The organism is Pseudomonas simiae, from assembly GCF_000934565.1.
Taxonomy (GTDB): Bacteria; Pseudomonadota; Gammaproteobacteria; order Pseudomonadales; family Pseudomonadaceae; genus Aquipseudomonas; species Aquipseudomonas simiae.
The window spans coordinates 6,104,040-6,129,032 of sequence record NZ_CP010896.1 but is presented as its reverse complement, the minus strand read 5'-3'; the positions used below and the strand labels follow the sequence as shown (position 1 = coordinate 6,129,032).

General features: G+C 60.9%; 20 protein-coding genes. 12 read left to right on the top strand and 8 right to left on the bottom strand.

Features of this window, described 5'->3' with window-relative positions; all coding sequences use genetic code 11:
• Positions 1-32: 32 nt before the first annotated feature.
• From atpE to PF1751_RS27895, 11 genes are all read left to right on the top strand, one after another.
• Entirely contained in the window at positions 33-290 is a 258-nt protein-coding gene (gene atpE / locus PF1751_RS27945; RefSeq protein ID WP_002555987.1) for a F0F1 ATP synthase subunit C, read from the top strand.
• A 56-nt stretch (positions 291-346) separates the two neighbouring features.
• A complete protein-coding gene (locus PF1751_RS27940) occupies positions 347-817 on the top strand; it encodes a F0F1 ATP synthase subunit B (RefSeq protein WP_008439543.1) in 471 nt (156 codons plus the stop codon).
• Positions 818-829: 12 nt separating this feature from the next.
• Positions 830-1,366: a F0F1 ATP synthase subunit delta gene (locus PF1751_RS27935; RefSeq protein WP_010207689.1), complete on the top strand. Its 537-nt coding sequence runs from the start codon at positions 830-832 to the stop codon at positions 1,364-1,366.
• A gap of 21 nt (positions 1,367-1,387) precedes the next feature.
• The gene (atpA, locus tag PF1751_RS27930; RefSeq protein ID WP_010207686.1) at positions 1,388-2,932 is read left to right on the top strand and encodes a F0F1 ATP synthase subunit alpha; all 1,545 of its coding nucleotides are present in this window, start codon (positions 1,388-1,390) and stop codon (positions 2,930-2,932) included.
• Between the two features lie 50 nt (positions 2,933-2,982).
• Positions 2,983-3,843 (top strand): F0F1 ATP synthase subunit gamma, encoded by an 861-nt coding sequence (gene atpG, locus PF1751_RS27925; RefSeq protein ID WP_010207685.1) that lies wholly within the window; start codon positions 2,983-2,985, stop codon positions 3,841-3,843.
• 27 nt (positions 3,844-3,870) lie between these two features.
• The gene (gene atpD / locus PF1751_RS27920; RefSeq protein WP_010207684.1) at positions 3,871-5,247 is read left to right on the top strand and encodes a F0F1 ATP synthase subunit beta; all 1,377 of its coding nucleotides are present in this window, start codon (positions 3,871-3,873) and stop codon (positions 5,245-5,247) included.
• 44 nt (positions 5,248-5,291) lie between these two features.
• Positions 5,292-5,708 (top strand): F0F1 ATP synthase subunit epsilon, encoded by a 417-nt coding sequence (locus PF1751_RS27915; protein ID WP_003177061.1) that lies wholly within the window; start codon positions 5,292-5,294, stop codon positions 5,706-5,708.
• A gap of 123 nt (positions 5,709-5,831) precedes the next feature.
• Positions 5,832-7,199, top strand: coding sequence for a bifunctional UDP-N-acetylglucosamine diphosphorylase/glucosamine-1-phosphate N-acetyltransferase GlmU (gene glmU / locus PF1751_RS27910; protein WP_042571103.1), 1,368 nt, complete (start codon positions 5,832-5,834; stop codon positions 7,197-7,199).
• Positions 7,200-7,427: 228 nt separating this feature from the next.
• Complete coding sequence (locus PF1751_RS27905; RefSeq protein ID WP_010207681.1) at positions 7,428-8,195, top strand: DeoR/GlpR family DNA-binding transcription regulator; 768 nt, start codon at positions 7,428-7,430, stop codon at positions 8,193-8,195.
• Positions 8,196-8,205: 10 nt separating this feature from the next.
• Positions 8,206-10,038: a glutamine--fructose-6-phosphate transaminase (isomerizing) gene (glmS, locus tag PF1751_RS27900; protein WP_010207680.1), complete on the top strand. Its 1,833-nt coding sequence runs from the start codon at positions 8,206-8,208 to the stop codon at positions 10,036-10,038.
• Positions 10,039-10,098: 60 nt separating this feature from the next.
• A complete protein-coding gene (locus tag PF1751_RS27895) occupies positions 10,099-10,464 on the top strand; it encodes an avidin-fold protein (protein ID WP_021491439.1) in 366 nt (121 codons plus the stop codon).
• Positions 10,465-10,500: 36 nt separating this feature from the next.
• On the opposite strand, the gene pbpC is transcribed toward PF1751_RS27895, so the two are convergent.
• The 3 genes from pbpC to PF1751_RS27880 all read right to left on the bottom strand — a co-directional run bounded on the left by pbpC (position 10,501) and on the right by PF1751_RS27880 (position 19,290).
• Complete coding sequence (gene pbpC, locus PF1751_RS27890; RefSeq protein WP_044288089.1) at positions 10,501-12,798, bottom strand: penicillin-binding protein 1C; 2,298 nt, start codon at positions 12,796-12,798, stop codon at positions 10,501-10,503.
• Positions 12,779-18,583, bottom strand: coding sequence for an MG2 domain-containing protein (locus tag PF1751_RS27885; protein WP_044288173.1), 5,805 nt, complete (start codon positions 18,581-18,583; stop codon positions 12,779-12,781). The genes pbpC and PF1751_RS27885 overlap by 20 nt, the downstream gene beginning before the upstream one ends.
• Positions 18,584-18,660: 77 nt before the next feature.
• Entirely contained in the window at positions 18,661-19,290 is a 630-nt protein-coding gene (locus PF1751_RS27880) for a LysE family translocator (RefSeq protein WP_044288172.1), read from the bottom strand.
• A gap of 150 nt (positions 19,291-19,440) precedes the next feature.
• Here PF1751_RS27880 and PF1751_RS27875 point away from each other — a divergent pair, with 150 nt between their 5' ends.
• On the top strand, positions 19,441-19,914 hold the full coding sequence (locus tag PF1751_RS27875) for an Lrp/AsnC family transcriptional regulator (RefSeq protein WP_029529034.1): 474 nt from the start codon (positions 19,441-19,443) through the stop codon (positions 19,912-19,914).
• Positions 19,915-19,936: 22 nt separating this feature from the next.
• On the opposite strand, the gene PF1751_RS27870 is transcribed toward PF1751_RS27875, so the two are convergent.
• The 5 genes from PF1751_RS27870 to PF1751_RS27850 are packed head-to-tail and all read right to left on the bottom strand — an operon-like array spanning position 19,937 to position 24,983.
• Positions 19,937-20,869: a phosphatidate cytidylyltransferase gene (locus PF1751_RS27870; RefSeq protein ID WP_010207670.1), complete on the bottom strand. Its 933-nt coding sequence runs from the start codon at positions 20,867-20,869 to the stop codon at positions 19,937-19,939.
• A gap of 1 nt (position 20,870) precedes the next feature.
• A complete protein-coding gene (locus PF1751_RS27865) occupies positions 20,871-21,491 on the bottom strand; it encodes a lysophospholipid acyltransferase family protein (protein WP_021491443.1) in 621 nt (206 codons plus the stop codon).
• Positions 21,492-21,500: 9 nt separating this feature from the next.
• Positions 21,501-21,944, bottom strand: a complete 444-nt coding sequence (locus tag PF1751_RS27860) for a hypothetical protein (protein WP_044288088.1) — start codon at positions 21,942-21,944, stop codon at positions 21,501-21,503.
• Positions 21,934-23,232: a phosphatase PAP2/dual specificity phosphatase family protein gene (locus PF1751_RS27855; RefSeq protein WP_044288087.1), complete on the bottom strand. Its 1,299-nt coding sequence runs from the start codon at positions 23,230-23,232 to the stop codon at positions 21,934-21,936. The genes PF1751_RS27860 and PF1751_RS27855 overlap by 11 nt, the downstream gene beginning before the upstream one ends.
• A gap of 2 nt (positions 23,233-23,234) precedes the next feature.
• On the bottom strand, positions 23,235-24,983 hold the full coding sequence (locus tag PF1751_RS27850) for a bifunctional alpha/beta hydrolase/class I SAM-dependent methyltransferase (protein ID WP_044288086.1): 1,749 nt from the start codon (positions 24,981-24,983) through the stop codon (positions 23,235-23,237).
• Between the last annotated feature and the right edge of the window lie 10 nt (positions 24,984-24,993).

Here is a 24,993-nt window from a genome sequence, read left to right as displayed (position 1 = left end):
TAAACCATACGACGTAAAAGTCGGGAGGAAAGATGGAAACTGTAGTTGGTCTAACCGCTATCGCTGTTGCACTGTTGATCGGCCTGGGCGCCCTGGGTACTGCCATTGGTTTCGGCCTGCTGGGCGGCAAGTTCCTGGAAGGCGCAGCGCGTCAGCCAGAAATGGTTCCAATGCTGCAAGTTAAAATGTTCATCGTCGCCGGCCTGCTCGACGCCGTGACCATGATCGGTGTTGGTATCGCTCTGTTCTTCACCTTCGCGAACCCTTTCGTTGGTCAACTCGCCGGTTAATCACTCGTTTTTTCGAGTGATTGGTGTGTTGTGCAACGAATGAGCGAGGTATTGGCGTGAACATTAATGCAACCATTATTGGTCAGTCCTTAGCGTTCTTGATTTTTGTCGTTTTCTGCATGAAGTTCGTATGGCCTCCGGTCATCGCAGCTCTGCACGAACGTCAGAAGAAGATCGCGGATGGGCTGGACGCTGCAGCACGAGCAGCTCGCGACCTGGAGTTGGCCCAAGATAAAGCGGGTCAACAACTGCGCGAAGCGAAAGCTCAAGCAGCCGAAATCATTGAGCAAGCCAAGAAACGCGGTAACCAGATTGTTGAAGAGGCTGTTGAAAAAGCCCGTATCGACGCTGACCGTGTGAAGGTTCAGGCTCAGGCCGAGATCGAGCAGGAACTGAACGGTGTCAAAGATGCGCTGCGTGCCCAACTGGGTGCTCTGGCCGTCGGCGGTGCTGAGAAGATCCTGGGTGCCACAATCGATCAAAACGCGCACGCGGAGCTGGTAAACAAACTGGCTGCTGAAATTTAAGCGAGGGCGATCATGGCAGAATTGACCACGTTGGCCCGACCTTACGCTAAGGCAGCCTTCGAGCACGCCCAGGCCCACCAGCAGCTGGCCTCTTGGTCAGCCATGCTCGGCCTGGCTGCAGCAGTGTCGCAAGACGACACAATGCAGCGCGTGCTCAAGGCCCCGCGACTGACGAGCGCAGACAAGGCCGCCACTTTTATTGAAGTGTGCGGCGACAAGTTTGATGTGAAAGTGCAGAACTTCATCCACGTCGTTGCCGAAAACGACCGTCTCCTGCTTCTGCCGGAGATTGCCGCTCTGTTCGACCTGTACAAGGCCGAGCAAGAGAAGTCGGTAGACGTTGAAGTGACCAGTGCTTTTGCATTGAACCAAGAACAGCAAGACAAACTCGCCAAGGTTCTCAGTGCACGACTCGACCGGGAAGTGCGCCTGCAAGTTGCGGAAGACAAGTCCCTCATTGGGGGCATTGTCATTCGCGCCGGCGACCTGGTTATCGATGGCTCGATTCGCGGCAAACTCGCGAATCTTGCCGAAGCATTGAAATCTTGAGTTTGAAGGGGCAGCAGAGCAATGCAGCAACTCAATCCTTCCGAAATAAGTGAAATTATCAAGGGCCGCATCGACAAGCTCGATGTGACCTCCCAAGCCCGTAACGAAGGCACTGTCGTCAGCGTATCTGACGGTATTGTGCGGATTCACGGTCTGGCCGACGTAATGTCCGGCGAGATGATCGAGTTTCCGGGCGGCGTCTTCGGTATGGCCCTCAACCTGGAGCAAGACTCCGTAGGTGCCGTTATCCTGGGCGCTTACCAGTCTCTGGCTGAAGGCATGAGCGCCAAGTGCACCGGCCGCATCCTGGAGGTTCCGGTTGGTAAGGAACTGCTGGGTCGCGTAGTCGACGCACTGGGTAACCCTGTTGACGGCAAAGGTCCACTGGGCAACACCGAGACCGACGCGGTCGAGAAAGTTGCTCCAGGCGTGATCTGGCGTAAGTCGGTAGACCAGCCTGTACAGACTGGCTACAAGGCTGTCGATGCCATGATCCCTGTCGGCCGTGGCCAGCGTGAGCTGATCATCGGTGACCGTCAGATCGGTAAAACCGCTCTGGCGATCGACGCGATCATCAACCAGAAAGACAGCGGCATTTTCTGCGTCTACGTAGCCATCGGTCAGAAGCAATCGACCATCGCCAACGTGGTTCGCAAGCTGGAAGAGAACGGCGCACTGAAAAACACGATCATCGTGGCTGCCAGTGCTTCGGAATCGCCTGCACTGCAATACCTGGCACCGTATGCCGGTTGCACCATGGGTGAATTCTTCCGCGACCGCGGTGAAGACGCGCTGATCGTTTATGACGATCTGTCCAAGCAAGCAGTGGCTTACCGCCAGATTTCCCTGCTGCTGCGCCGTCCACCAGGCCGTGAAGCTTACCCAGGCGACGTGTTCTATCTCCACTCCCGTCTGCTGGAGCGCGCATCCCGCGTTTCGGAAGAGTACGTAGAGAAGTTCACCAACGGCGCAGTGACCGGCAAAACCGGTTCCCTGACCGCACTGCCGATCATCGAAACCCAGGCTGGCGACGTTTCCGCGTTCGTTCCGACCAACGTGATTTCCATCACCGACGGTCAGATCTTCCTGGAATCGGCCATGTTCAACTCGGGCATCCGCCCTGCAGTGAACGCCGGTGTTTCGGTATCCCGTGTGGGTGGTGCCGCTCAGACCAAGATCATCAAGAAGCTCTCCGGTGGTATCCGTACCGCTCTGGCTCAGTACCGTGAACTGGCGGCATTCGCCCAGTTCGCTTCTGACCTGGACGAAGCGACCCGTAAGCAACTTGAGCATGGTCAGCGCGTTACCGAGCTGATGAAGCAGAAGCAATACGCCCCAATGTCGATCGCTGACATGGCGTTGTCGCTGTATGCCGCTGAGCGTGGGTTCCTGACTGACGTCGAAATCGCCAAGGTCGGCAGCTTTGAACAAGCGCTGATTGCTTACTTCAACCGCGATCACGCCGACTTGTTGGCCAAGATCAACGTGAAGGGTGACTTCAATGACGAAATCGACGCTGGCCTGAAAGCCGGTATCGAGAAGTTCAAGGCCACCCAAACCTGGTAAGCCGCAGCGGGAGCCGCAAGGCTCCCGCTTGCTAACCTGATAGGTGTTACATGGCAGGCGCAAAAGAGATTCGCAGTAAGATTGCGAGCATCAAAAGCACGCAAAAAATTACCAGCGCCATGGAAAAAGTGGCGGTCAGCAAAATGCGCAAGGCACAAATGCGCATGGCTGCTAGCCGTCCTTATGCGGAGCGTATCCGCCAGGTAATTGGGCATCTGGCCAACGCCAACCCGGAATACCGCCACCCATTCATGATCGACCGCGAAGTTAAGCGTGTGGGTTATGTGGTTGTGAGCAGTGACCGTGGTTTGTGCGGTGGTTTGAATACCAACCTGTTCAAGGCCCTGGTCAAGGACATGGCGGTAAACCGCGAAAAAGGCGTCGAGATCGATCTGTGTGTTGTTGGTAGCAAGGGTGCGGCCTTTTTCCGCAACTTCGGCGGTAACGTCGTAGCAGCTATCAGCCACCTGGGTGAAGAGCCGTCGATCAATGATTTGATCGGCAGCGTGAAGGTGATGCTGGATGCGTACCTGGAAGGCCGGATTGATCGCCTCTCCGTGGTATCCAACAAGTTCATCAACACCATGACCCAGCAGCCAACCGTGGAGCAATTGATTCCACTGGTGGCGACTCCGGATCAGGAACTCAAGCACCACTGGGACTACCTCTACGAACCAGACGCCAAAGAGCTGCTTGACGGCTTGATGGTGCGCTACGTGGAGTCGCAGGTGTACCAGGCGGTGGTCGAGAACAACGCAGCTGAACAAGCGGCGCGGATGATCGCGATGAAAAACGCTACCGATAACGCCGGTGATCTGATCAGCGATTTGCAGCTGATCTACAACAAGGCGCGTCAGGCTGCGATCACCCAAGAGATCTCGGAAATCGTCGGCGGCGCTGCCGCGGTTTAACGGTTCAAATATTCAGAGGATCCAGCTATGAGTAGCGGACGTATCGTTCAAATCATCGGCGCCGTTATCGACGTGGAATTTCCACGCGACAGCGTACCGAGCATCTACAACGCGCTGAAAGTACAAGGCGCGGACACTACTCTGGAAGTTCAGCAGCAGCTGGGCGACGGCGTAGTTCGTACCATTGCGATGGGTTCCACCGAAGGCTTGAAGCGCGGTCTGGACGTTGTCGACTCTGGCGCAGCCATCTCCGTACCGGTCGGTAAAGCGACCCTGGGCCGGATCATGGACGTACTGGGCAACCCGATTGACGAAGCTGGTCCGATCGACACCGAAGAGCGTTGGGGCATTCACCGTCCAGCACCTTCGTTCGCGGAACAAGCTGGCGGCAACGACCTGCTGGAAACCGGCATCAAGGTTATCGACCTGGTTTGCCCGTTCGCCAAAGGCGGTAAAGTCGGTCTGTTCGGTGGTGCCGGTGTAGGCAAGACCGTAAACATGATGGAACTGATCCGTAACATCGCCATCGAGCACAGCGGTTATTCCGTGTTCGCCGGTGTGGGTGAGCGTACCCGTGAGGGTAACGACTTCTACCACGAGATGAAGGACTCCAACGTTCTGGACAAGGTGGCACTGGTTTACGGTCAGATGAACGAGCCGCCGGGTAACCGTCTGCGCGTAGCACTGACTGGCCTGACCATGGCCGAGAAGTTCCGTGACGAAGGTAACGACGTTCTGCTGTTCGTCGACAACATCTATCGTTACACCCTGGCCGGTACTGAAGTATCCGCACTGCTGGGCCGTATGCCTTCCGCAGTAGGTTACCAGCCGACCCTGGCTGAAGAGATGGGCGTTCTGCAAGAACGTATCACTTCGACCAAGGAAGGTTCGATCACTTCGATCCAAGCGGTATACGTACCTGCGGATGACTTGACCGACCCGTCGCCAGCGACCACCTTCGCCCACTTGGACGCCACCGTCGTTCTGTCCCGTGACATCGCTTCCCTGGGTATCTACCCAGCGGTCGATCCACTCGACTCGACTTCGCGCCAGCTGGACCCGAACGTGATCGGCCAGGAGCACTACGACACCGCTCGCGGCGTTCAGTACGTGCTGCAGCGTTACAAAGAACTGAAGGACATCATTGCGATCCTGGGTATGGACGAGCTGTCGGAAGCCGACAAGCAGTTGGTAAACCGTGCTCGTAAGATCCAGCGTTTCTTGTCGCAGCCGTTCTTCGTGGCTGAAGTCTTCACCGGTGCCTCGGGTAAATACGTTTCCCTGAAAGACACCATTGCTGGCTTCAAAGGCATCCTCAACGGTGACTACGACCACCTGCCAGAACAAGCGTTCTACATGGTCGGCGGCATCGAAGAAGCGATCGAGAAAGCCAAGAAACTGTAATCCAGGCGCCCGGAAACGGGCGCTCATCAGGTTGAGGCAATCAGATGGCTATGACAGTCCATTGCGATATCGTCAGCGCGGAAGGGGAAATCTTCTCCGGTCTGGTAGAGATGGTGATTGCACACGGCGAACTCGGTGACCTTGGTATTGCCATGGGTCACGCGCCGTTGATCACCAGCTTGAAGCCAGGTCCGATCACTCTGACCAAGCAAGGCGGGGAAAAGGAGGTGTTTTACATCTCCGGTGGTTTCCTCGAGGTTCAGCCGAACATGGTCAAGGTACTTGCCGACACCGTGCAACGTGCTGGCGACCTGGATGAAGCCTCCGCTCAGGAAGCCGTCAAGGCTGCTGAGAAGGCCCTGAACGAAAAGGGTGCGGACTTCGACTACAGCGCTGCTGCTGTACGTCTGGCCGAGGCTGCAGCTCAGCTGCGCACGCTCCAGCAGATCCGCAAGAAGTAAGCGGCCATGCCGTCATGCTTCAAGCGCGATTGATTAAAAAGGGTAGCCTCGGCTACCCTTTTTCTTTTTTTGCAAAACACTTCTTTGGTCTGAAGCCGGACCGCCTAGGATTGGTAGCCACTCATGTCTCTTGAAATCGTCATTCTCGCCGCAGGCCAGGGCACCCGTATGCGTTCGGCCTTGCCCAAGGTGCTGCACCCGGTTGCCGGTAATTCCATGCTGGGCCATGTTATCCACAGTGCCCGGCAGCTCGACCCACAGCGCATTCACGTCGTAATCGGGCACGGTGCCGATGCGGTGCGTGAACGCCTCGCCGCGGACGATCTGAATTTCGTATTGCAAGACAAGCAGCTGGGCACCGGCCACGCCACCGCCCAAGCCGTGCCGTTCATCACCGCCGACACCGTGCTGATCCTCTACGGCGACGTGCCGCTGATTGAAGTGGAAACCCTGCAACGCCTGCTCAAGCACGTAGTGCCTGGCCAGATGGGCCTGCTGACCGTTGAACTGGATGATCCCACCGGCTACGGACGTATCGTGCGCAACGCCGATGGCAAGGTAGCCGCCATCGTTGAGCACAAAGACGCTAGCGAAGCCCAGCGTGCGATCACCGAGGGCAACACCGGGATCCTGGCTGTCCCAGCCGATAAGCTCGGCGACTGGATGAGCCGCCTGTCCAACAACAACGCCCAGGGCGAGTACTACCTCACCGACGTCATCGAAATGGCCGTAAGCGATGGCCTGCTGGTTGCGACCGAACAGCCCCACGACCCGATGGAAGTGCAGGGCGCCAACGACCGCAAGCAACTGGCCGAGCTGGAGCGTCACTATCAACTGCGCGAAGGCCGCCGCCTGATGGCCCAGGGTGTGACCCTGCGTGACCCGGCGCGTTTCGATGTGCGCGGGGAAGTGACCGTCGGCCGCGACGTGCTGATCGATATCAACGTGATCCTCGAAGGCCGTGTGGTCATCGAAGACGACGTGGTGATTGGTCCTAACTGCGTGATCAAGGACAGTACCCTGCGTAAGGGCGTGGTGATCAAGGCCAACAGCCACATAGACGGTGCGGTGATGGGCGAGGGCAGCGACGCCGGCCCTTTTGCGCGGCTGCGTCCAGGTAGCGTGCTGGGAGCCAAGGCCCATGTGGGTAACTTTGTTGAACTGAAAAACGCCAAGTTGGATGCCGAAGCCAAAGTCGGTCACCTGACCTACCTGGGTGATGCTACCGTCGGCGCGCGAACCAACATCGGCGCCGGCACCATCACGTGCAACTACGATGGCGCCAATAAACACCAGACCACCATTGGTGCGGACGTGTTTATCGGTTCCAATAATTCGCTGGTCGCCCCGGTTACCCTCGACGATGGCGCCAGTACCGCCGCAGGCTCAACCATCAACCAGGATGTGGATAAGTCCCAACTGGCAGTAGCCCGCGCCCGTCAACGCAACATCGACGGCTGGAAACGCCCGGTCAAAATCAAGAAGACCTGACTTATCCACATTCTCGACAGCGACAAGTAACCCCCTGTGGGAGCGGGCTTGCTTGCGAATGCGAAGTGCCAGTCACCGGAAGTGGCGACTGGACCCGCGCATTCGCAAGCAAGCCCGCTCCCACATTCGTGTGCGGGTAAATAAAAAATGTCCTCGCCCCCTTGACGACCTTTCGACAATAGGTTTTGATTGCCTTCGTTATCTTTCGAAACGAAACTTACCGTCACCATGTCGAAACGAAATACCCCCCAGCGACGCCACAACATCCTGACCTTGCTCAATGAACAGGGCGAAGTCAGCGTGGACGAGTTGGCCAAGCGTTTCGAAACTTCGGAAGTCACGATCCGCAAGGACCTAGCCGCCCTCGAAAGCAATGGCCTGTTGCTGCGCCGCTACGGTGGCGCGATCACCATGCCCCAGGAACTGGTGGGCGACGCCACCCAGCCCATCTCGGTGTACAAGCGCGCCATTGCCCGTGCTGCCGTCATGCGCCTGCGCGAACACGCGCGCATCATCATCGACAGCGGCAGCACCACCGCCGCCATGATCCCCGAGTTGGGCCACCAGCCCGGCCTGGTGGTGATGACCAACTCCCTCCACGTCGCCCGCGCGTTAAGCGAACTGGAGCATGAGCCAGTGCTGTTGATGACCGGTGGCACCTGGGACCCGCATTCGGACTCGTTCCAGGGCCAGGTCGCCGAGCAAGTGCTGCGTTCCTATGACTTTGACCAGCTGTTTATCGGCGCCGACGGCATCGATCTGCAACGGGGTACCACCACCTTCAACGAATTGCTGGGCCTGAGCCGCGTCATGGCCGAGGTCGCTCGTGAAGTGGTGGTGATGGTCGAATCCGACAAGATCGGCCGCAAGATTCCCAACCTGGAACTGCCGTGGAGCAGCGTCCATACCCTTATCACCGATGATCGCCTGCCGCTTGAGGCCCGCGACCAGATCCAAGCCCGCGGCATTACGCTGATATGCGCGGCAATCATCTAGGAGAAACACCATGTGTGGCATCGTAGGCGCAGTCGCTGAACGCAACATTACCCCGATTTTGATCGAAGGCCTCAAGCGCCTGGAATACCGCGGCTATGACAGCGCCGGTGTGGCCGTCTTCACCAACGCCGGCAAGCTGGAGCGCATGCGCCGTCCGGGCAAGGTCAGCGAGTTGGAGCAAGCCTTGAACGGTGAGCCGCTGGTCGGCCGTCTGGGCATCGCCCACACCCGTTGGGCGACCCACGGTGCACCCTGCGAACGCAACGCCCACCCGCATTTCTCGGGTGACCTGGCGGTGGTCCACAACGGCATCATTGAAAACCACGAAGTGTTGCGTGAACAACTCAAGGGCCAGGGCTACGTGTTCACCTCGGACACTGACACCGAAGTCATCGCCCACCTGCTCAACCACAAGCTCAAGGACCTGGGCGACCTGACCGTCGCCCTCAAGGCCACCGTTAAAGAGCTACACGGCGCCTACGGCCTGGCCGTGGTCAGCGCCAGCCAACCGGACCGCGTGGTTGCTGCTCGCAGTGGCAGCCCGCTGGTGATCGGCCTGGGGCTGGGCGAAAACTTCCTCGCCTCCGACCAACTGGCCCTGCGCCAGGTCACCGACCGCTTCATGTACCTGGAAGAAGGCGATATCGCCGACATTCGCCGTGAAAGCGTGCAGATCTGGGATGTAAACGGCCAGTCCGTCGAGCGCGAAGCCGTGCAATACCGCGACGGCGCCGAAGCTGCCGATAAGGGCGAGTTCCGCCACTTCATGCTCAAGGAAATCCACGAGCAACCGTCCGTGGTGCAACGCACCCTGGAAGGTCGCCTGAGCCAGAACCAAGTGCTGGTCAACGCCTTTGGTCCACAAGCCGCCGAGCTGTTCGCCAAAGTGCGCAACGTGCAGATCGTTGCCTGTGGCACCAGTTACCACGCCGGCATGGTTGCCCGTTATTGGCTGGAAGAACTCGCCGGCATCCCTTGCCAGGTGGAAGTCGCCAGCGAGTTCCGCTACCGCAAGGTGGTGGTGCAGCCCGACACCCTGTTCGTGACCATCTCGCAGTCCGGCGAAACCGCCGACACCCTGGCCGCCCTGCGCAATGCCAAGGAGTTGGGGTTCCTGGCCAGCCTGGCGATCTGTAACGTCAGCATCAGCTCCCTGGTGCGTGAATCCGACCTGACCCTGCTGACCCAGGCCGGTCGCGAAATCGGCGTGGCGTCCACCAAAGCCTTCACCACCCAGTTGGTTGGCCTGTTGCTGCTGACCCTGTCTCTGGGTCAAGTGCGTGGCACCCTGGCCGAAGGCGTCGAAGCCACGCTGGTCGAAGAACTGCGCCGCCTGCCAGCCCGTCTCGGTGAAGCGTTGGCCATGGACAGCACCGTGGAAAAAGTCGCCGAGCTGTTCGCCGACAAGAACCACACCCTGTTCCTCGGTCGTGGCGCGCAATACCCGGTGGCCATGGAAGGTTCGCTCAAGCTCAAGGAAATCTCGTACATCCACGCCGAAGCCTACCCGGCCGGCGAACTCAAGCACGGCCCACTGGCCCTGGTGGATGACGACATGCCGGTGGTCACCGTGGCGCCGAACAACGAACTGCTGGAAAAGCTCAAGTCCAACTTGCAGGAAGTCCGCGCCCGTGGCGGCCAACTGGTGGTGTTCGCCGATGAAAAAGCCGGCATGACCAATGGTGAAGGCACTCACGTCATCAACATGCCGCATATCAACGACACCCTGTCGCCGATCCTCTACACCATTCCGCTGCAGTTGCTGTCGTACTACGTCGCTGTGTTGAAAGGCACTGACGTCGACCAGCCGCGCAACCTGGCTAAGTCGGTGACGGTGGAGTAACACGCCCCCTCCTGGAGGCCCGCCCGGGTCTCCAGGCTCCCGCGAAAGGACGCGCCCTCGATGCAACCCCCCTCCCAGATCCACCAGCGTTTGAACAACCGCCGGTTCACCGTCGCCAACAATGCCCAGGGGCTGTCCGGTTCGGGCACGGTATTTCATTACCTTGTCGAAGGTGATGCCATCTCTGGCACTTACCAGGGCGGGCGGATTCGCCTGGGCACGCAAGTGGGACGAGTGACAGGCCCGGACACTATCGAATTGCTGTTTCAGTGCCTGACCCTGGAGGGTGAGCTGCTGTCCGGTTGGTCGCGTGGCACGGTAGGCATTGATCACGCGGGTCTGACGACGCTGGCTTTTGAATGGGGCTGGTTGTCGGGGGCCATGGGCGGTGGAGAGTCCGGTTACGTGGAGTGTGTCTCCCGTTAACCAGCGCGTGTCGGTGCTGCGCAATAAGCAGCCTGATCAGGGCACAAACTCCACCTTCAACCCGCGACTCGCGCTGCGCCCCTGATCATCACTGACTCGCAACCGATACTCCCCCGACTTTCCCGGGCGCCAGTTCAGCGTGGTGTGCGGCGGACCCTGGCCGATCAAAGTTTGATCAGCAAACCAGTACAGTGTGGCAGCGTCGCTGGCGGCGTTGGCATTCAGCGGGATGCTTTCCTGGGGCTGGGACAGGCGCAATTGATAGCTCACCTGGGTCAGCGGTGAACGAATCTGCGGGGCTTCGCTCTGGTCACTGAGGCGGTTGGGCTGGCAGTTTTTCATTACGTTTGGCGGGGTACGTCGCGGCAGGCCGGCGGCGCGGTACAAGCGTTGCACGTCACTGGGCCAGAATTCGAAGACTTCTTCGCGCGTGTAGTGTGCGTCGAACGGTGGGCAGGCGGCCTTGCCGGTGCGGGTGTCGATCAGCACGGGGCGGTGCAGGTTGGACACGCGAATCGGCGACACACCGGGGATGTACCAGGTCTTGCGGGTCTGCGGGCACCAGCGGTTGGGCAACTCGCCGGACGCCGCGCAGACGTCGATGCGCACTAAGCCGGCAGGCGGTTTGTCGGCTTTGATCACCACGTTGGGCAACGCCAGGGGCAGGGCGTCGGCGATGCGGAAGAACAACGGCGCGGCGGTCTTGGCGCCGATGAATGCGGGGTTCGGCCGGCCATCGAAGTTGCCCACCCACACCACCAGCACGTAGGGACCCACCAATCCCGCACTCCACGCATCGTGAAACCCCCAGGACGTGCCGGTTTTCCAGGCGGTGCGCCAATGGCGGCCGGGCAGGCCATCCGGGCGTGGGTTTCGGCGCAGCATGTCGCGCACCATGAACGCCGCCTGGGGCGTGAGCAGTTGCGCGCCGGTGGATTGCGGTTGTTCCTGCAGATAGCGCAATGGCCGCAGGTGCCCGTCACCGGCCAGCATCACATACAGTCGCGCCAGTTCCTCCGGGGTCATTTCACCCCCACCGAGGGCCAGGGCCAGGCCGTAATGGCTTTCGTCACGCAGGCCTTTTATCCCGGCGCGTTGCAGCAATCCATACAAGGAAGGCGACTTGACTTGGCTGGCAAGCCACACCGCCGGGATGTTGCGACTACGGATCAGGGCATCCCGCGCGGTCAGCGGCCCGACAAAACTGCCGTCGAAATTTTCCGGCTGGAAGTAGCCGAAGTTACTCGGCAGGTCCTTGAGGATACTCATGGGGTGAATCACCCCTTGGTCCAGCGCCAGCCCATACAGGAACGGCTTGAGTGTCGAGCCCGGCGAGCGCCGCGACAGCACGCCATTGACCTGGCCGTGAAGGCGTGTGGATAAGTAATCCGCCGATCCCACCAGCGCCTTGACGCTCTGGTCGCGGCTGTCGATCAGGATCGCCGTGGCGTTTTCCACACCCGTGCTGCGACGCTCGGCGATGAAGCCGCTGATCAGGCGTTCGAGCAAGTGTTGCAGTGGTAGGTTGAGGGTGCTGTTCAGCTCATTGCCAGGCTGGGACGCCAGCAGTTGTTCACTCAAATGCGGCGCCAGGAACGGAATCTGCTGGCGGTTGCGCGCCTCCAGAGGCAAGTCCAGCAAACTGTCGTTACGTGGGTCTTGTGGATACGTCTCGCGCCAGTCGGCCATCAAGCGCTGCCGCGCATGTTGCAGCGACGGCCCGAAGCGCGCGCGTCGCCCCGGCTGCTGCGGAATCACCGCCAGCGCCAGTGCTTCGGACAGCGACAGCTGCGCCGCCGACTTGCCAAAGTAGATCCGGCTGGCCGCCTCGGCGCCTTCGATATTGCCGCCCATGGGCGCGAGGTTCAGGTAGGCCTCAAGGATGTCGTGCTTGCTGTAGCGCGCCTCCAGCCACAGCGCCAAGGCCATCTGCTGCAACTTGCCCGGCACCTGTCGGGTGTTCAAGTCCCACAGGCGCCGTGCCAGTTGCATGCTCAAGGTCGAGCCGCCCTGGCGCTGGCCACCGCTGTAGGTGGCCACAGCCGCGCGCACCAATGCCGGGGGGTTGATCCCCGGGTGCCAGTAGAAGTTGCGGTCTTCCTTGAGCAGCAAGGCTTCGACCAGTGAAGGCGATATCCGCTCCAGCGGTAGCCAAAGTCGGTATTGCCCGTCATCGGCCAACGTCATGCGCAGCAGCGAGCCGTCATCGGCCAACACCACGCGTGATGACGTGACTGCTTGCTCCAGCGGGACATGGGGCCACAGCCGCAACCCCGCCAGCATCACCGCCGCTGCGAGCAGCGGCGTCAGGCGCTTAAGGCTGGGTGATTTCAAGCTGGCCTACTTTACCGCGCCCTTGCAGGGTGGTTTCGTACATGCCTTCGGCGTAGGCCGGTGGCGTGTTGAAGGTGCCGGCGTTGGTGGCACGCACGCGGTAGACGAAGGTGCCTACATCGCGCAGTGCGGTGCCGTACAACACCACTCGATCATCACGTACGTCCACGTACTCCGGCTGCCAGTTGCTCAGCTCGGTTTCGCCGATAGGTGCTTGCCAGCTTTCTTCTTCCTGGCTGTCCTCTTCCACGTACTCGGACGCTTCGCCTTCACCGTCCTCGCTGCTGACGGCTTCTGGCTCCGGCGGCAAGTTATACACAGGCTCGACGCCACCGGGCAGCAGGTCGACCACCGCCACTTGCTGCACCTGGTCACGGTCGATCGCGCGCAGACGCAGGCGCACCAGGAACTCATCGCCTACCGCGACCGTGCTCACTGGCTCTCCCTTGAGGTCGAGGTATTCGTGGATGATCTCCAGGCCATTGTTGATCGGCTTGAGCTTGGCGCCCTTGTCGAAACCGGCTTCGCTGAGCATGTAGAACGCTGCCGGGCCGTCGGATTTTTCCATCACCAGCTTCTGCGTAGCGCCCGGCACAGCGGCGCGCGGCGGTTGCCCGGCCATCTCCAGCAATTGCTGCTGTTTGTCCCCCAGCCAGGCCGTGGCCTTGAGGGTCATGTCGCTTTGCGCACGTTGGCCGTAATTGTCCAGGGCGCGCAGCAGCAGGGCCGCCGACAGCGAGTTGTAACGCTGCTCGTTGAGGCGCTTACCGAGTTTATCCAGCAGCGCTGTAGGCACATCGTCCATCAGCTCTGGGAAGTGCCGCGCCAGCAGGTGCAAGTGTTCGGCATCGTGCACCAGTGGGTCGTAGTAGAGGCCATCGCTGTCCCACTTATCCACAAGTGAGCGCCAAGGGATTTTGCGGAACAGCGTGTCAGCCTGGCGATCCTGTTTGAGCAGTTTATAGCTGGCCGCCAGGTAGGCGGCGCCCAAGTCGTTCTGCCAGCTGTCCTTGAAGTAGTTTTCGTAGCGCTCGCGGATATCGCTCAATGCGCCGCTTACCAGAATCCCCTGACGGCTCAGCAGGTAACTGGCGTAGGCGCGGTTGCGCAATTCCGACAGGCCTTCGCTCGGGCCATTGGCCAGGTCCGTCAGATAGGCATTCGAACGCACCAGCAGATCTTCCGGCACCGGCAAGCCGCGCTCCCTGGCTTCGATCAGGAAGTCGGTGGCGTACAGGCTGGCGTACGGCGCCACGTCCGGGTTTGCCGCCCATAAACCGAAGCCGCCGGCCTGGTTCTGGCGCTGGCGCAGCATGCGTACCGCACTGCCGAAGGCTTGTTCGGCTTCCGGCGCGTTACCGCCCCAGATCAACGCCGGCATGGCCTTGGACACCAGCTGCTCGGTGCAGGCGTAGCCGTAGTCGTCCAGGTAATGCTTAAGGCCGTTGGCCCACACCAGCGGCGACGCCGCCACGCCCAGTTGTACGTCACGCAGTTGGCTGAACAGCTCGCGGGTGGGCTTGAGCTCTTTGCTGGCGCTGTCGAAGCGGCCCAGGCTCAGGGCGACCCGATGCTCGCTCAGTGGGCGAATCGAGGTGGTTTCGGCCACCTGGATACGTTTGCCGTCCGGCAACACTGCGACAAAACGCAAGTCCGCCGAACCCAGGGTTTCGCCGACCTTGATCTTGAACTCGGCGGTGCCTTCCTTGCGCGGTTGCAGGGACAGGGTGCTGCCCTTGTCACCCTGTACCTTCAGGCCATCGCTGGTCTGCAGTTCAAACTTCACATCCGCCGTGGTGTCGAGGTTGCTGAACACCCCGGCGCTGACGTTGAACACATCCCCCGGTGCCACAAAGGCAGGCACGTTTGGCGTGATCACGATCGGGCCGCGTACTTCGGTATTGGTTTCGCTGACACCCACACTGTCGGTGTCCACCGCCACCGCAAACAGGTGCAACTTACCGTTGAAGCTGTCCGGCACCTGGTAATGCAGCACGGTTTCTCCGGCGGGTAGATCGACCAGTCCAGACCACCAAGCCACCGGCGGCTGATGTTTGCGTTTGAACGGGTTGAGGTGATTGGCCAGGGCGCCTTCCGTATCGCCACCGGGCGCTGCCCCACTGAGCAGACGGCTGAATTCCGGCAGGATCAGGTCAAGGATCTGACTGGTGCCTACCTCCAGCGCACGCTTCTGGAAGAAGAAGCCCAACGGGTCCGGCGTCTGGTAACGCGCCACTTGCAGAATGCCTTCGTCTACCGCGTAAACCACCGCGCGGCCCGGACGGTCAGCGTTAACCTTGATATCCAGCGTCTGCCCCGGCTCGATCTTCGCCGGGCCTTCAACCTTCAATGCCATGCGCCGCGCATCCAGGTTGATGCTGAACGGCACCACGCCGTAGGACAGCGGGCTCATGTACACCTCGGCCGAGCCCATGTCGCGCACAAACTGCACGTTGACGTAGGCATTGCCCTCAAGCCCTGCCGGTACGCGGATGTGTTGCACGCTGTTGGTGCTGTCGGCCTTGAACCACTGCTGGGTGTAGACCTTGTCGCGTTCGATGGTGATCAAGCCGGCACCGGTATACGGGGCACGAATGCTGATGGCGATCTCATCACCGGTGGCGTAGCTGGGTTTATCCAGACGCAGTTGCAGCTCGGCGTTGCGTTCCAGGGAGCGCGATGTGTTGCCGTGCCCGGCCACGCTGTAGTCGACCTGGTTGAGCAGGTTGCCGTTGGCGTCCTTTAACTGCAGGGTGAAATCGCCCGGCGTTGACGTGTTCAACGTTTGCTTGGCGCCTTCTTTCGTCATCACCAGCGGTGAGGCGGGTTGGCTGATGTTCTTGATGCGCGACTCGTACTTGTAGGTGCCGTTGGACTGTTTCACCAGCACCGACACATAACGGTGCTCGACCACTTCGCTGGTCAGGCCGTCCACCGCCAGTGGCGAAAGGTCCGGCGCGACGGCCAGCCATTGCACCTGGCGCGGCGCGTCCTTGGCGACGTACGACAGCGAGTCCTGACTTTTCACACCGACCAGATAAGGTGCGGACGACACCAGCAAGGCACTTTGCGCCGCCACATTACGGCCGCCTTCGGCTTCGAACACCTGGCTCATTACCTGCAGGCGGTAGGTGCTGTTGGCGAAGCGTTGCAGGTTGAGGTCGAGCACGGCCTGGCCGTTGTCGTCGACGGTGGTTTCCGCCAGGTCTTCAGTGGTGGCGTCTTCCAGGGAGTCGTTGAGGCGGAAACGGTAATCCGGGTAACGGTCAAACGCCGCGAGCGTCGGGCTCAGGGACATCTTCGCGGTGACACGACGCCCTGATGCCGGAGCGCCGAACAGGTGCATGGCGGTGACCTTGGCCACCACCTGGTCCGGTGGAATCCAACCCTGAACAGGTGTGTCATGCAGGCTCAGGCTGACCTTCATGCGGTCCGGCTCGAAGTCGCGGACCTTGAAGCTCACGCTGCCCAGGTCGGTGCGGGTCTGCTTTTGGCCGATCAACTGCAAGGTCGCGGTGTATTCCCCGGCGGGGGCGACTTCGCTGCTGGGGAAATCAAAGGTTTCAAAACCGCTGGCGGACAGCTTCAACGGCTGGCGAATCACTTCCAGTCCGCGCGGGTCGGTGATTTGCAGTTCCACCGGCAAGCCTTGCAGGGCGCCTTTCCAATTGCCGCTGCGCACGATCATGCCCAGATGCGCGGTTTCCCCAGGCCGGTACAGGCCGCGGTCGGTAAACAGGTAGGCGCTGAGGCGATCGATCGCACCGTCTTCTTCCAAACCGCCTACATCGAATCGCGACAGATCCAGTTGCTGGGACTGACGGGCGATCGGCAGGAACGACTGGTCATTGCCGCGAGTGACTACATACATCAGCGGCGTTTTCTCACGGCGCAGTTCATCCAGCTTGGCGAAATGCGCGTGGCCTTCGCCGTCAGTGTGGCCGCTGCTCACCGGCAAACCGTTGCGGCCGATGATGTCGACTTGCGCGTCGGCGACGGGCGAACCATTGCCGATGGACTGCACATACACATCGTGGCTGCCATCGCTGGAACGCTTGGCGATGATGCCCAGGTCCGTCACCACGATAAAACGCAGGTCGCTGGTGCTGCTGCGGTCGTATTCGAAGGTGCGCTGGGCCGGATCATCCTGGGGGCTCAGCTTGAGCACGAAAATGCCGCGGCGCCTGCCATTGGCCGTGAGGTAGTGGCTGAGGTCCACATTGTCGTAGACGGTTTTCGCGGGGTCATTGGACGACAGCGGGATGTCCAGCGATTGACGCTCAACCATGCGGTCGAAGTATTCGTTGCCGAAGTTCGGCCGGGCAAAGCTGCCGCTGCTCTGGTCCACCAAGTGTTGCAACTGGTTGGGCAGCAGGCGGGCGATTTCCACATGGGCGCCAGGCACACCACGGGCCATGAAGCCCAGGCGTTTTTCACCGTTGAGGCTGAGCAAGGCGCCTTCAGACAGGAACTGCAGGGTGCGCGGGTACGCGGGCATGCTGATCAGCGACGCCGTAGGATTCTTCGCCAGGTAGCCGCCGATGGCTTCCAGGTTGGCGGGTACGCGTACATACACGGCGCGACCCGCCGGGGCCTTGAATTTGAAGGCGTGCAGGGTATTCAGCGGTTCGACGCTCGGCACGTGGGTCAGGTTAACCTTGCTGCTGCGGGCGAGCAGGGCGTCGTCGATGTCGTTGCTGCTGTAGGGGCGCGTGTCGTCCTGGGCTTTTTCCGGCAACAGCCAGGCCTGGACCTTACCGGCGATGGTGTCGTCGGCTACAGCGTTGGAGCTGCTGAACATCAACACCGGCTCTGGTTCACCACGCGCGTTGTCGACAAAACTCACTTCGGCGCCGGTAAAGGTCAGGCGATAGCGACCGGGCACGGTGACTTCCGCCACCAGCGGCGCGGTGCTGGCGTTGCCACCGTCGCGGGCCTTGATACCTTCGTCGAGCTTGGCGCTGACCGGCGTGCTTTCAAGTGGCGTGGCCAGGGCGGCGGAGCGTACGTAGGCGTTGAGTTTTTTCTCGTCGAAGGTGATTTCCGGGCGGTTGGGCAATTGGGCGTCGCGGTAGGCCAGGCCTTTGCCGAGGGTTACCGTGACGCGCTTGCGTAGGTTGTCTTCATCCACCGGGTGGGAAAAATGGAAGGTCGCCACCAGCTGTTTCAGCGTCGGGTTGGACGGGTCCTGGTACAACTCGTTTTGTGCCAGGGTGGCGCGAAACGGTTGGGTGGAAAACTGCGTGCTGTATTGGTCCAGTAACACGCCATCGGCCAACAGGTCTTTCTTCGCCATGTCCAAGGTGTAATGGGCGTCGATGGGCCAGTCTTTTTCCGGTACGAACAACAGGCTGCGGTCATCTGCCCAGCGCCAGGTGCCCGCAACCGCTGGTTTGAGGGTGATGCCCTCGGTAACCGGCTTGCCGATGGCCGACAGCGGCGCCACGGATTCGCTGAAGCGCACCTGCAAGTTATCCACAAGCGGGGTTTGCTGGGTGTAGTCGGTGAGGTTCGGTTTGTGCAGCGAATAGCTCGCGGTATGCGGCTGCGGCAGGTTGGAATACCAGTGCCAGCCGTAGAAGCCGGCGGCCGCCAGCAACACCAGACCCAATAAGCCGGCACCGGTTTGGCGCGGATAAGCGCGCGCCTTGTTGCCCAGGTTCGCCAGCCCACGGCCGATGGCACGCAACCAGAACGGCGGATGCCATTGACCAAAGACGGCCCCCACCACAGTCAATAACGCACCGACAACACGGCGGCTGATCGCTTTGAACGAATCGAACATGGTGAGCATCCCTGGCTAAGTGCGGCGTATCTTACACGCCTCTTTGACACAAAAGATGACGCCGATACGCTGCGCCGCTAGGCGTGTTGTACAAAAGTGAGACGCACCGCAAAACCGATCAAAAGACTGCCGAATAACCACTGCTGCATACGCTGCGCCGAGCGATTGCGCGCCAGCCACTGGCCGATGCGCGCGCCGGTCAGTGCGTAGCAACAGTCGAACACGAAACCGACGGCCACCAGGATCACGCCCAGTAACGCAAACTGCGCCGCCACCGGGCCGGCTTGGGGGTTGATGAATTGCGGCAGCAGTACCGAGCAGAACAGCAGCGCCTTGGGGTTGAGCAGGTTGGTCAGCAAGCCGCGTTGAAACGCTGCACGCCAAGCATGGGCTGCCAGCGGGGTGTTTGCCATTTCCAGAGGCGGCAGCATAGACGCGCGCAGGCATTGAATACCAAGCCACAACAGATAGGCCGCGCCACCCAGGCGCACGACATCAAAGGTCCACGGCGCCACCTTGAACAAGGTCGCCAGCCCCATGCCCGCCAAGGCCACATGGCAGGCGCGGGCCAGTCCCAAGCCAATCGCCGTGGTCAGCGCCAGGGCTTTGCCCTGGCGGGCTCCGGTCTGCAGCAGCAGGATCATGTCCGGCCCGGGCAACAGGTACGCCACCGACAGCGCCACCAAAAACAACCAAAGTTCCGCCATGTAAAGTTCCGCCATGTCTCACCCCCTAGTGTGTTGGCCAATTCTAGGGCTGAAGGGTGGGGCAGGTGCTTGCGTAGTCAGCCACAAAAGCGTCTAGTCTTGGCATTCTCTGCCACTGATAACCTGATCGGCCATTCACTTATGCCAAACCTGAAACTCGATGCGTTTGACCGCAAGATTCTCGAAGCCCTGCAACGCGACGGCCGCCTGAGCAATGTGCAACTGGCGGATGAGATCGGCCTGTCTGCCTCACCCTGCCTGCGGCGCGTGCGTCTGCTGGAAGAAGCCGGTGTGATTCGGGGTTACCAGGCCACGCTGGACCGTGACGAAGTGGGCCTGGGGATGATGGTGTTCGTTGGCGTGAAGGTGGAGCGGCACAACGACACCGAGGCCAACGCCTTTCGCGAAGCGGTGATGGCCTTGCCCGAGGTGATCTCGGCGTTCCTGGTGTCGGGGGAATCGGACTTTCTGTTGCAGGTGGTGGTGCCGGATCTGCGCGGCTACGAACGATTTGTCACGGGCAGCCTGTTGAAACTGCCGGGGGTGAGGGACATCCGCAGCAACTTCGCGATCCAGACCGTGAAAACCCCAGGCGCTTTGCCGCTGGGGCATTTGCCAGGTTGATGTCTGAGCCCCTGTAGGAGCGTCAGGTCCACCAGTAGCGCACGAGGTGGAAGAAGATGGGGGCGGCGAAGCACACCGAATCCAACCGATCCAACATCCCGCCGTGCCCTTCGATCATATGGCCCCAGTCTTTCACGCCCCGGTCGCGTTTGATCGCTGACATCACGATGCCGCCGGCAAAGCCGAGCAGGTTGATCAGCAGCGCAATCAAGAACGACTGCCACGGGTTGAATGGCGTAGTCCACCACAGTGCCGCGCCGATCAGGGACGACAACAGGATCCCGCCGACAAAGCCTTCCACGGTTTTCGACGGCGACAGGTTGGGCGCGATCTTGTGTTTGCCGAACAACTTCCCACACACGTACTGCAATACGTCCGACAGTTGCACCACGATCACCAGGTAGGCAATCAGCAGCAGGTTGCGGCCTTCGTAGCCGGGAATGTCGAGGGTGAGCAGGGCGGGTACGAAAGACACGCAGAACACCGCGATCATCAGGCCCCATTGCACCTTCGACGCGCGTTCCAGGAAGTGCGTGCTGTCGCCACCCAGCGAAGCGAGGATCGGCAGCAGCAGGAACACGTACACCGGGATGAAGATCGAGAACAGCCCGTACCAGTCTGAATAGATCAGCAGGTATTGCAGCGGCAGCGCCAGGTAGAACGCGGCGACCAGCGCCGGGTAGTCGCTGCGGCGGGTGGGCGTAAGGGTGAGGAATTCACGCAGGGCGTAGAAGGACACCGCGTAGAACAGCAGGATCACCGCGCCGGTGCCGAGCCAGAAGGCGATGCCGATGACTACCACCATGACCCACCAGGCGTTGATGCGGGCGTTGAGGTTGTCGATGACGGCGTTTGGGCTGCCACGGGTGCGTAGCTTGAGGATCAGGCCGATCAGCGAGGCGAGCACCAGGATCGCGCCGATGCCGCCGAACAACATCAGGGTTTGGCTATCCATGTCAGACATGCTCCGGGGCAAGGGCGAGCAGGGCGTCGCGGGTGCGGGCGAGGAACAGCGTTTTTTCTTCGCCTTCTTCCAATTGCAGCGGCGCGCCGAAGCTGGTGGTGCACAGCAGGGGCAGCGGCAGTACGCGGCCCTTGGGCATGACCCGATTTAGGTTGGCGATCCACACGGGGATCAATTCGGCCTGTGGGTAACTTTTCGCCAAGTGATACAAGCCACTTTTGAACGGCAGCAAACCGTCTTCGAGGTTGCGCGTGCCTTCCGGGAAGATGATCAAGGAGTCGCCGCCTTCGAGCGCGGACAGCATGGGCTGCAGTGGGTTATCCACAGGGTCCTTGCGTTCGCGGTCGATCAGCACGCCGTTGAACACCCGGTTGATGATGTAGCGACGCAAGGCGCTTTTATTCCAGTAATCGCTGCCGGCCACCGGGCGCGTGAATTTGCGCAGGTTCTGCGGCAACGAGGCCCACAGCAACACGAAATCACCGTGGCTGCTGTGGTTGGCGAAGTAGATGCGTTGCACCGGCACCGGCGCGCACCCCAGCCACAGGCTGCGGGCACCGGTGACAGTGCGGGCCATGGAGGTAATCAGCGTGGCGACCACGGGTTCGAACATGGGAATTCCTTATCCGGCGAAAGGCAGCCAAGGGCTGGCGAGGATCACGCCCAGGGTCAGCAGCGCTTGCGCGCCCAGCAGCCAGGCTTGTTTGCGCAACAGTTTAAGGGCGCCGCGACGGCGTTCGGTCCAGGGCCGGCCAATGCGCTTGGCCGATTGCAGGCCAAGGGTTTGCAGGGCCTGGTCAAGGTCCGGGGTGCGGTCGATGTCGCGGGCCAGCAGGGCGAACAGGTCGGCGTCGAAGGCCACGCGCAACGCCCAGTATTTTTGCAGCAGCCCCAGAATAATCATCCACAGGCTGAGCAGCAGGCAGATGGTTGAAATACTCGCCATCAGCAACTGGGCGAGGCCAAATAACACACCGGCCACGGTCAGGCTTGTGGATAACTGATCCAGTGAACGGCCACGGCGCAGCAGGCTGGCGACCACCTGGAGTTCCATATCAGTGGGCATGGGGCAAACCCTCCAACGCTTGACGATGAGCAGGATGCAGGACCACATGGGCCCGCGCTGTACGAATAATAGCCAGCGCCTGGTCCACCGTGGCGGCGCGCCCGCTGTGCAGCAGCCAGGCGGCGACCGCGGTGGCGCTGCGTGAGTAGCCAAGGGCGCAGCACACCAGCACCGGGCCGCTTGAACGCAGACGCTCGATGGCCTCGGCGGCTTGCTGGCATTCGGTGGGTGTCGGAGCGATCAGGTCCAGCACGGGGATGCTTTGATACGCGCGACCCTGTGGATTAATTGGCAACTCGGCACAGAGGTCGACGATGGCGTTGAATGAATCCTGCTCTTTCGCACTGGGAATCCGTCCAAGCCACACGTTATCCACAATCAGGTCCGGCTGTGGGTGTTTGCGTGTCCACAGGCGCGAATTTATCCACGCCCCGGCCAGGTAAGGTGCATACAGCCAACGCGCCGCGGGTGTGAGCCGGCCATCGGTGCGTTTCTGAAAGCCCGACGCGCCGAGCACTAGGTAATTCACCTTGATCAGGCCCAGGGACACCGCCGGCCAGAGCAGCCATAACCAGGCGCCGCCCAGGGAAAATGCGAGTACTGCCAGTGCCAACGTCCCCAGGCCGTAGCGCAGACCCAAGCGCCAGCGCTTCGAATCCCGGGTAAGCCGTGCATTCAGCAATGGGCTTGGATGTTCCACCGGCCACAACCACACACACAGCCAACCGGCGAGGGCGCCTGTGGGTAAGTCGATAAAGTGATGTTGATAAGTGGTCAGCACCGAAATGCCGATCAACGCGAACCAGCCATGCACCAGCCAGCGCCATAACCCCTGGGTGTGGCGCTGATACATGACCCACAGGATCACCAGCAGCGCGATATGCAACGAAGGCGCCTGGTTGAACGGTTTGTCGAACCCCGCCAGCACGGCAAACAGCCAGCCGAACACGCCATTCAGTTCCGGCCGCTCGAAGGTGAAGCGCAGCGGCCAGATCAGGAAGCAACTCACGGCGATCACCTGGGCACTCAGCAAGCGCAGCGCATGCTGTTTCAACTCATGCCGGGTGTTGGGCAGCAGCAGGGAAAACCCGTAGAGCAGGTCGATGGACCAGTAGGGCACGATGGTCCAGGCCCAGAACGGCATATGGGTTTCCCAATCGAACACCAGCGTGCCGACGTCGCTGCGTTGGCTGGTCACCCACGTGGCAAAGCCGTAAGTGCTGAAGAACAGCGGCGCCAACAGCAGCAGCCACAGGACCGCGGGTTTCAACAAACCGGGTTCGCGCATGCTCAGATCTTCTGTGCCAGGGACACGGTGAAAATGCCCCATTCATCCACACGCTGGGTGATCTTGCGGAAACCGGCAGCTTCCACCAACTGATCCATTTCCGCTTGGCTACGGCGGCGCATGACCCAGGCCTGCCCCTGGCGGTGGCTGGTCAGCGCACGGGCGATCAGCTCCAGTTGCGGGTGCCATGGCTGGCCGGTGTAGACCAGATAGCCACCAGGTTCCACGGCTTCAGCGAGGCCCGCCAGTGAATTGCCAACCATGCCGTTATCGGCAAACAACTCATACAGTCCGGACACCACCGCCAGCGTCGGCTTGGGTTCCAGCGCAGCCAGATCCAAACGGTCGAATGCATCGCCTTTGACGAACTGCGCAATGTCCCCCAGGCCTTTCTCGCGAATCAGCGCGCCACCGTCGCGCACGTTGATGTCGCTGTAGTCGCGCAGCAGGATCGATTCCGGCAGCGGCGACACGCCCTGCAAGGCTTCCAGAATATAGCGGCCATGACCGGCGGCGATATCCACGATACGGACTTCGCGACCCTCCCCACGCAACTTCGCCATTGCCAGGCGCAGGAGCTCTTCGACGTTCAACTTGCGTTGGCGAATGCCACGCCAGCCGATGGAGTTGAGGTAGTTGGTGTCGATCATCCGCCCCAGCCCGCCCTTGCCGGTAGGTGTATTGCGGTACACGTAGTCCAGGGTGCTGCCGGAGTCGAAGCCGGTGTCGAAGCCCAGCTTTACGCCGTCCGACAGGCTCTTGCCCAGGCCCATGCTGGCGCGGGTCATGCGCCAGTACAGGTCGCGCAAGGAGTTGCGCGGCAGGGGGGCGGCGAGGGCTTCGGACTCGGCACAGGTGGCGCCCAACTTGTCGGCATCCAACAGTGATGCACGGTCCAGCGGGTGTTCGAAATTTTGCAGGATGAAACGCCGGGCGCTGTTCACGGCGGTGGCGCGGTCGCGTTCGCCCAGGGTGTCGTGGAAGAAACCGGGGAGGATGTGCAGCTCTTTTTTCAGGCTCCCAAGGCGGTCGAAAAATTGCTGCTGGGGTTTGCGGTGCACCACAAAGTCCGAACCCGAGATCAGCAGCTGCGTCGGCACCTGGATCGCCTGGGCATCGGCGACAACCCGGTCGGCCGCTTCGTAGAGGCCGAGCAGCACATTGACCGATATCGCCTTGGTGATCAGCGGGTCGCTGTCATAGGACGCGACCCGCTCCGGGTCATGGCTGAGGAACTTGGCCTTGACGTAACTATTGACGAAAAAGTTGCCACGGAACTTGCGCATCAACGCCAGGCCTGGCCGCGCAAAAGGCACGTAGAGCTTGACCTTGAAAGCGGGGGAAGCGAGCACCAGCGCGCGGATTTTCGGCGCGTAATCGTGCACCCAAGTCGCGGCAATCACCGCGCCAACGCTTTGCGCGATGACCGCGAAGTTCTCTTCCTCTATGCCATAGGTGGCGCCGATGTGGTCACAGAAGGTCTGCACATCACGGGCGCTGGTGGCGAAGCTGGGGCTGTCACCGCGTTCGCCGGGGGACTGGCCGTGGCCACGGGCGTCCCACGCGAAAAAGTCGAAGTGCGGCAGGTTCAGTTCATCCACCAGGTGGGCGATACGCCCCGAATGCTCATGGCCGCGATGGAACAGCACGATAGCCTGGCGCGGCCCGTCGCTCTGCGTGGCCGGCCAGTGCCGGTAGAAAAGCTCGACGCCGTCATGGGTGCTGAAGGTGTGCTGTTGCTGTTCGCGCATTGCAAAGTCC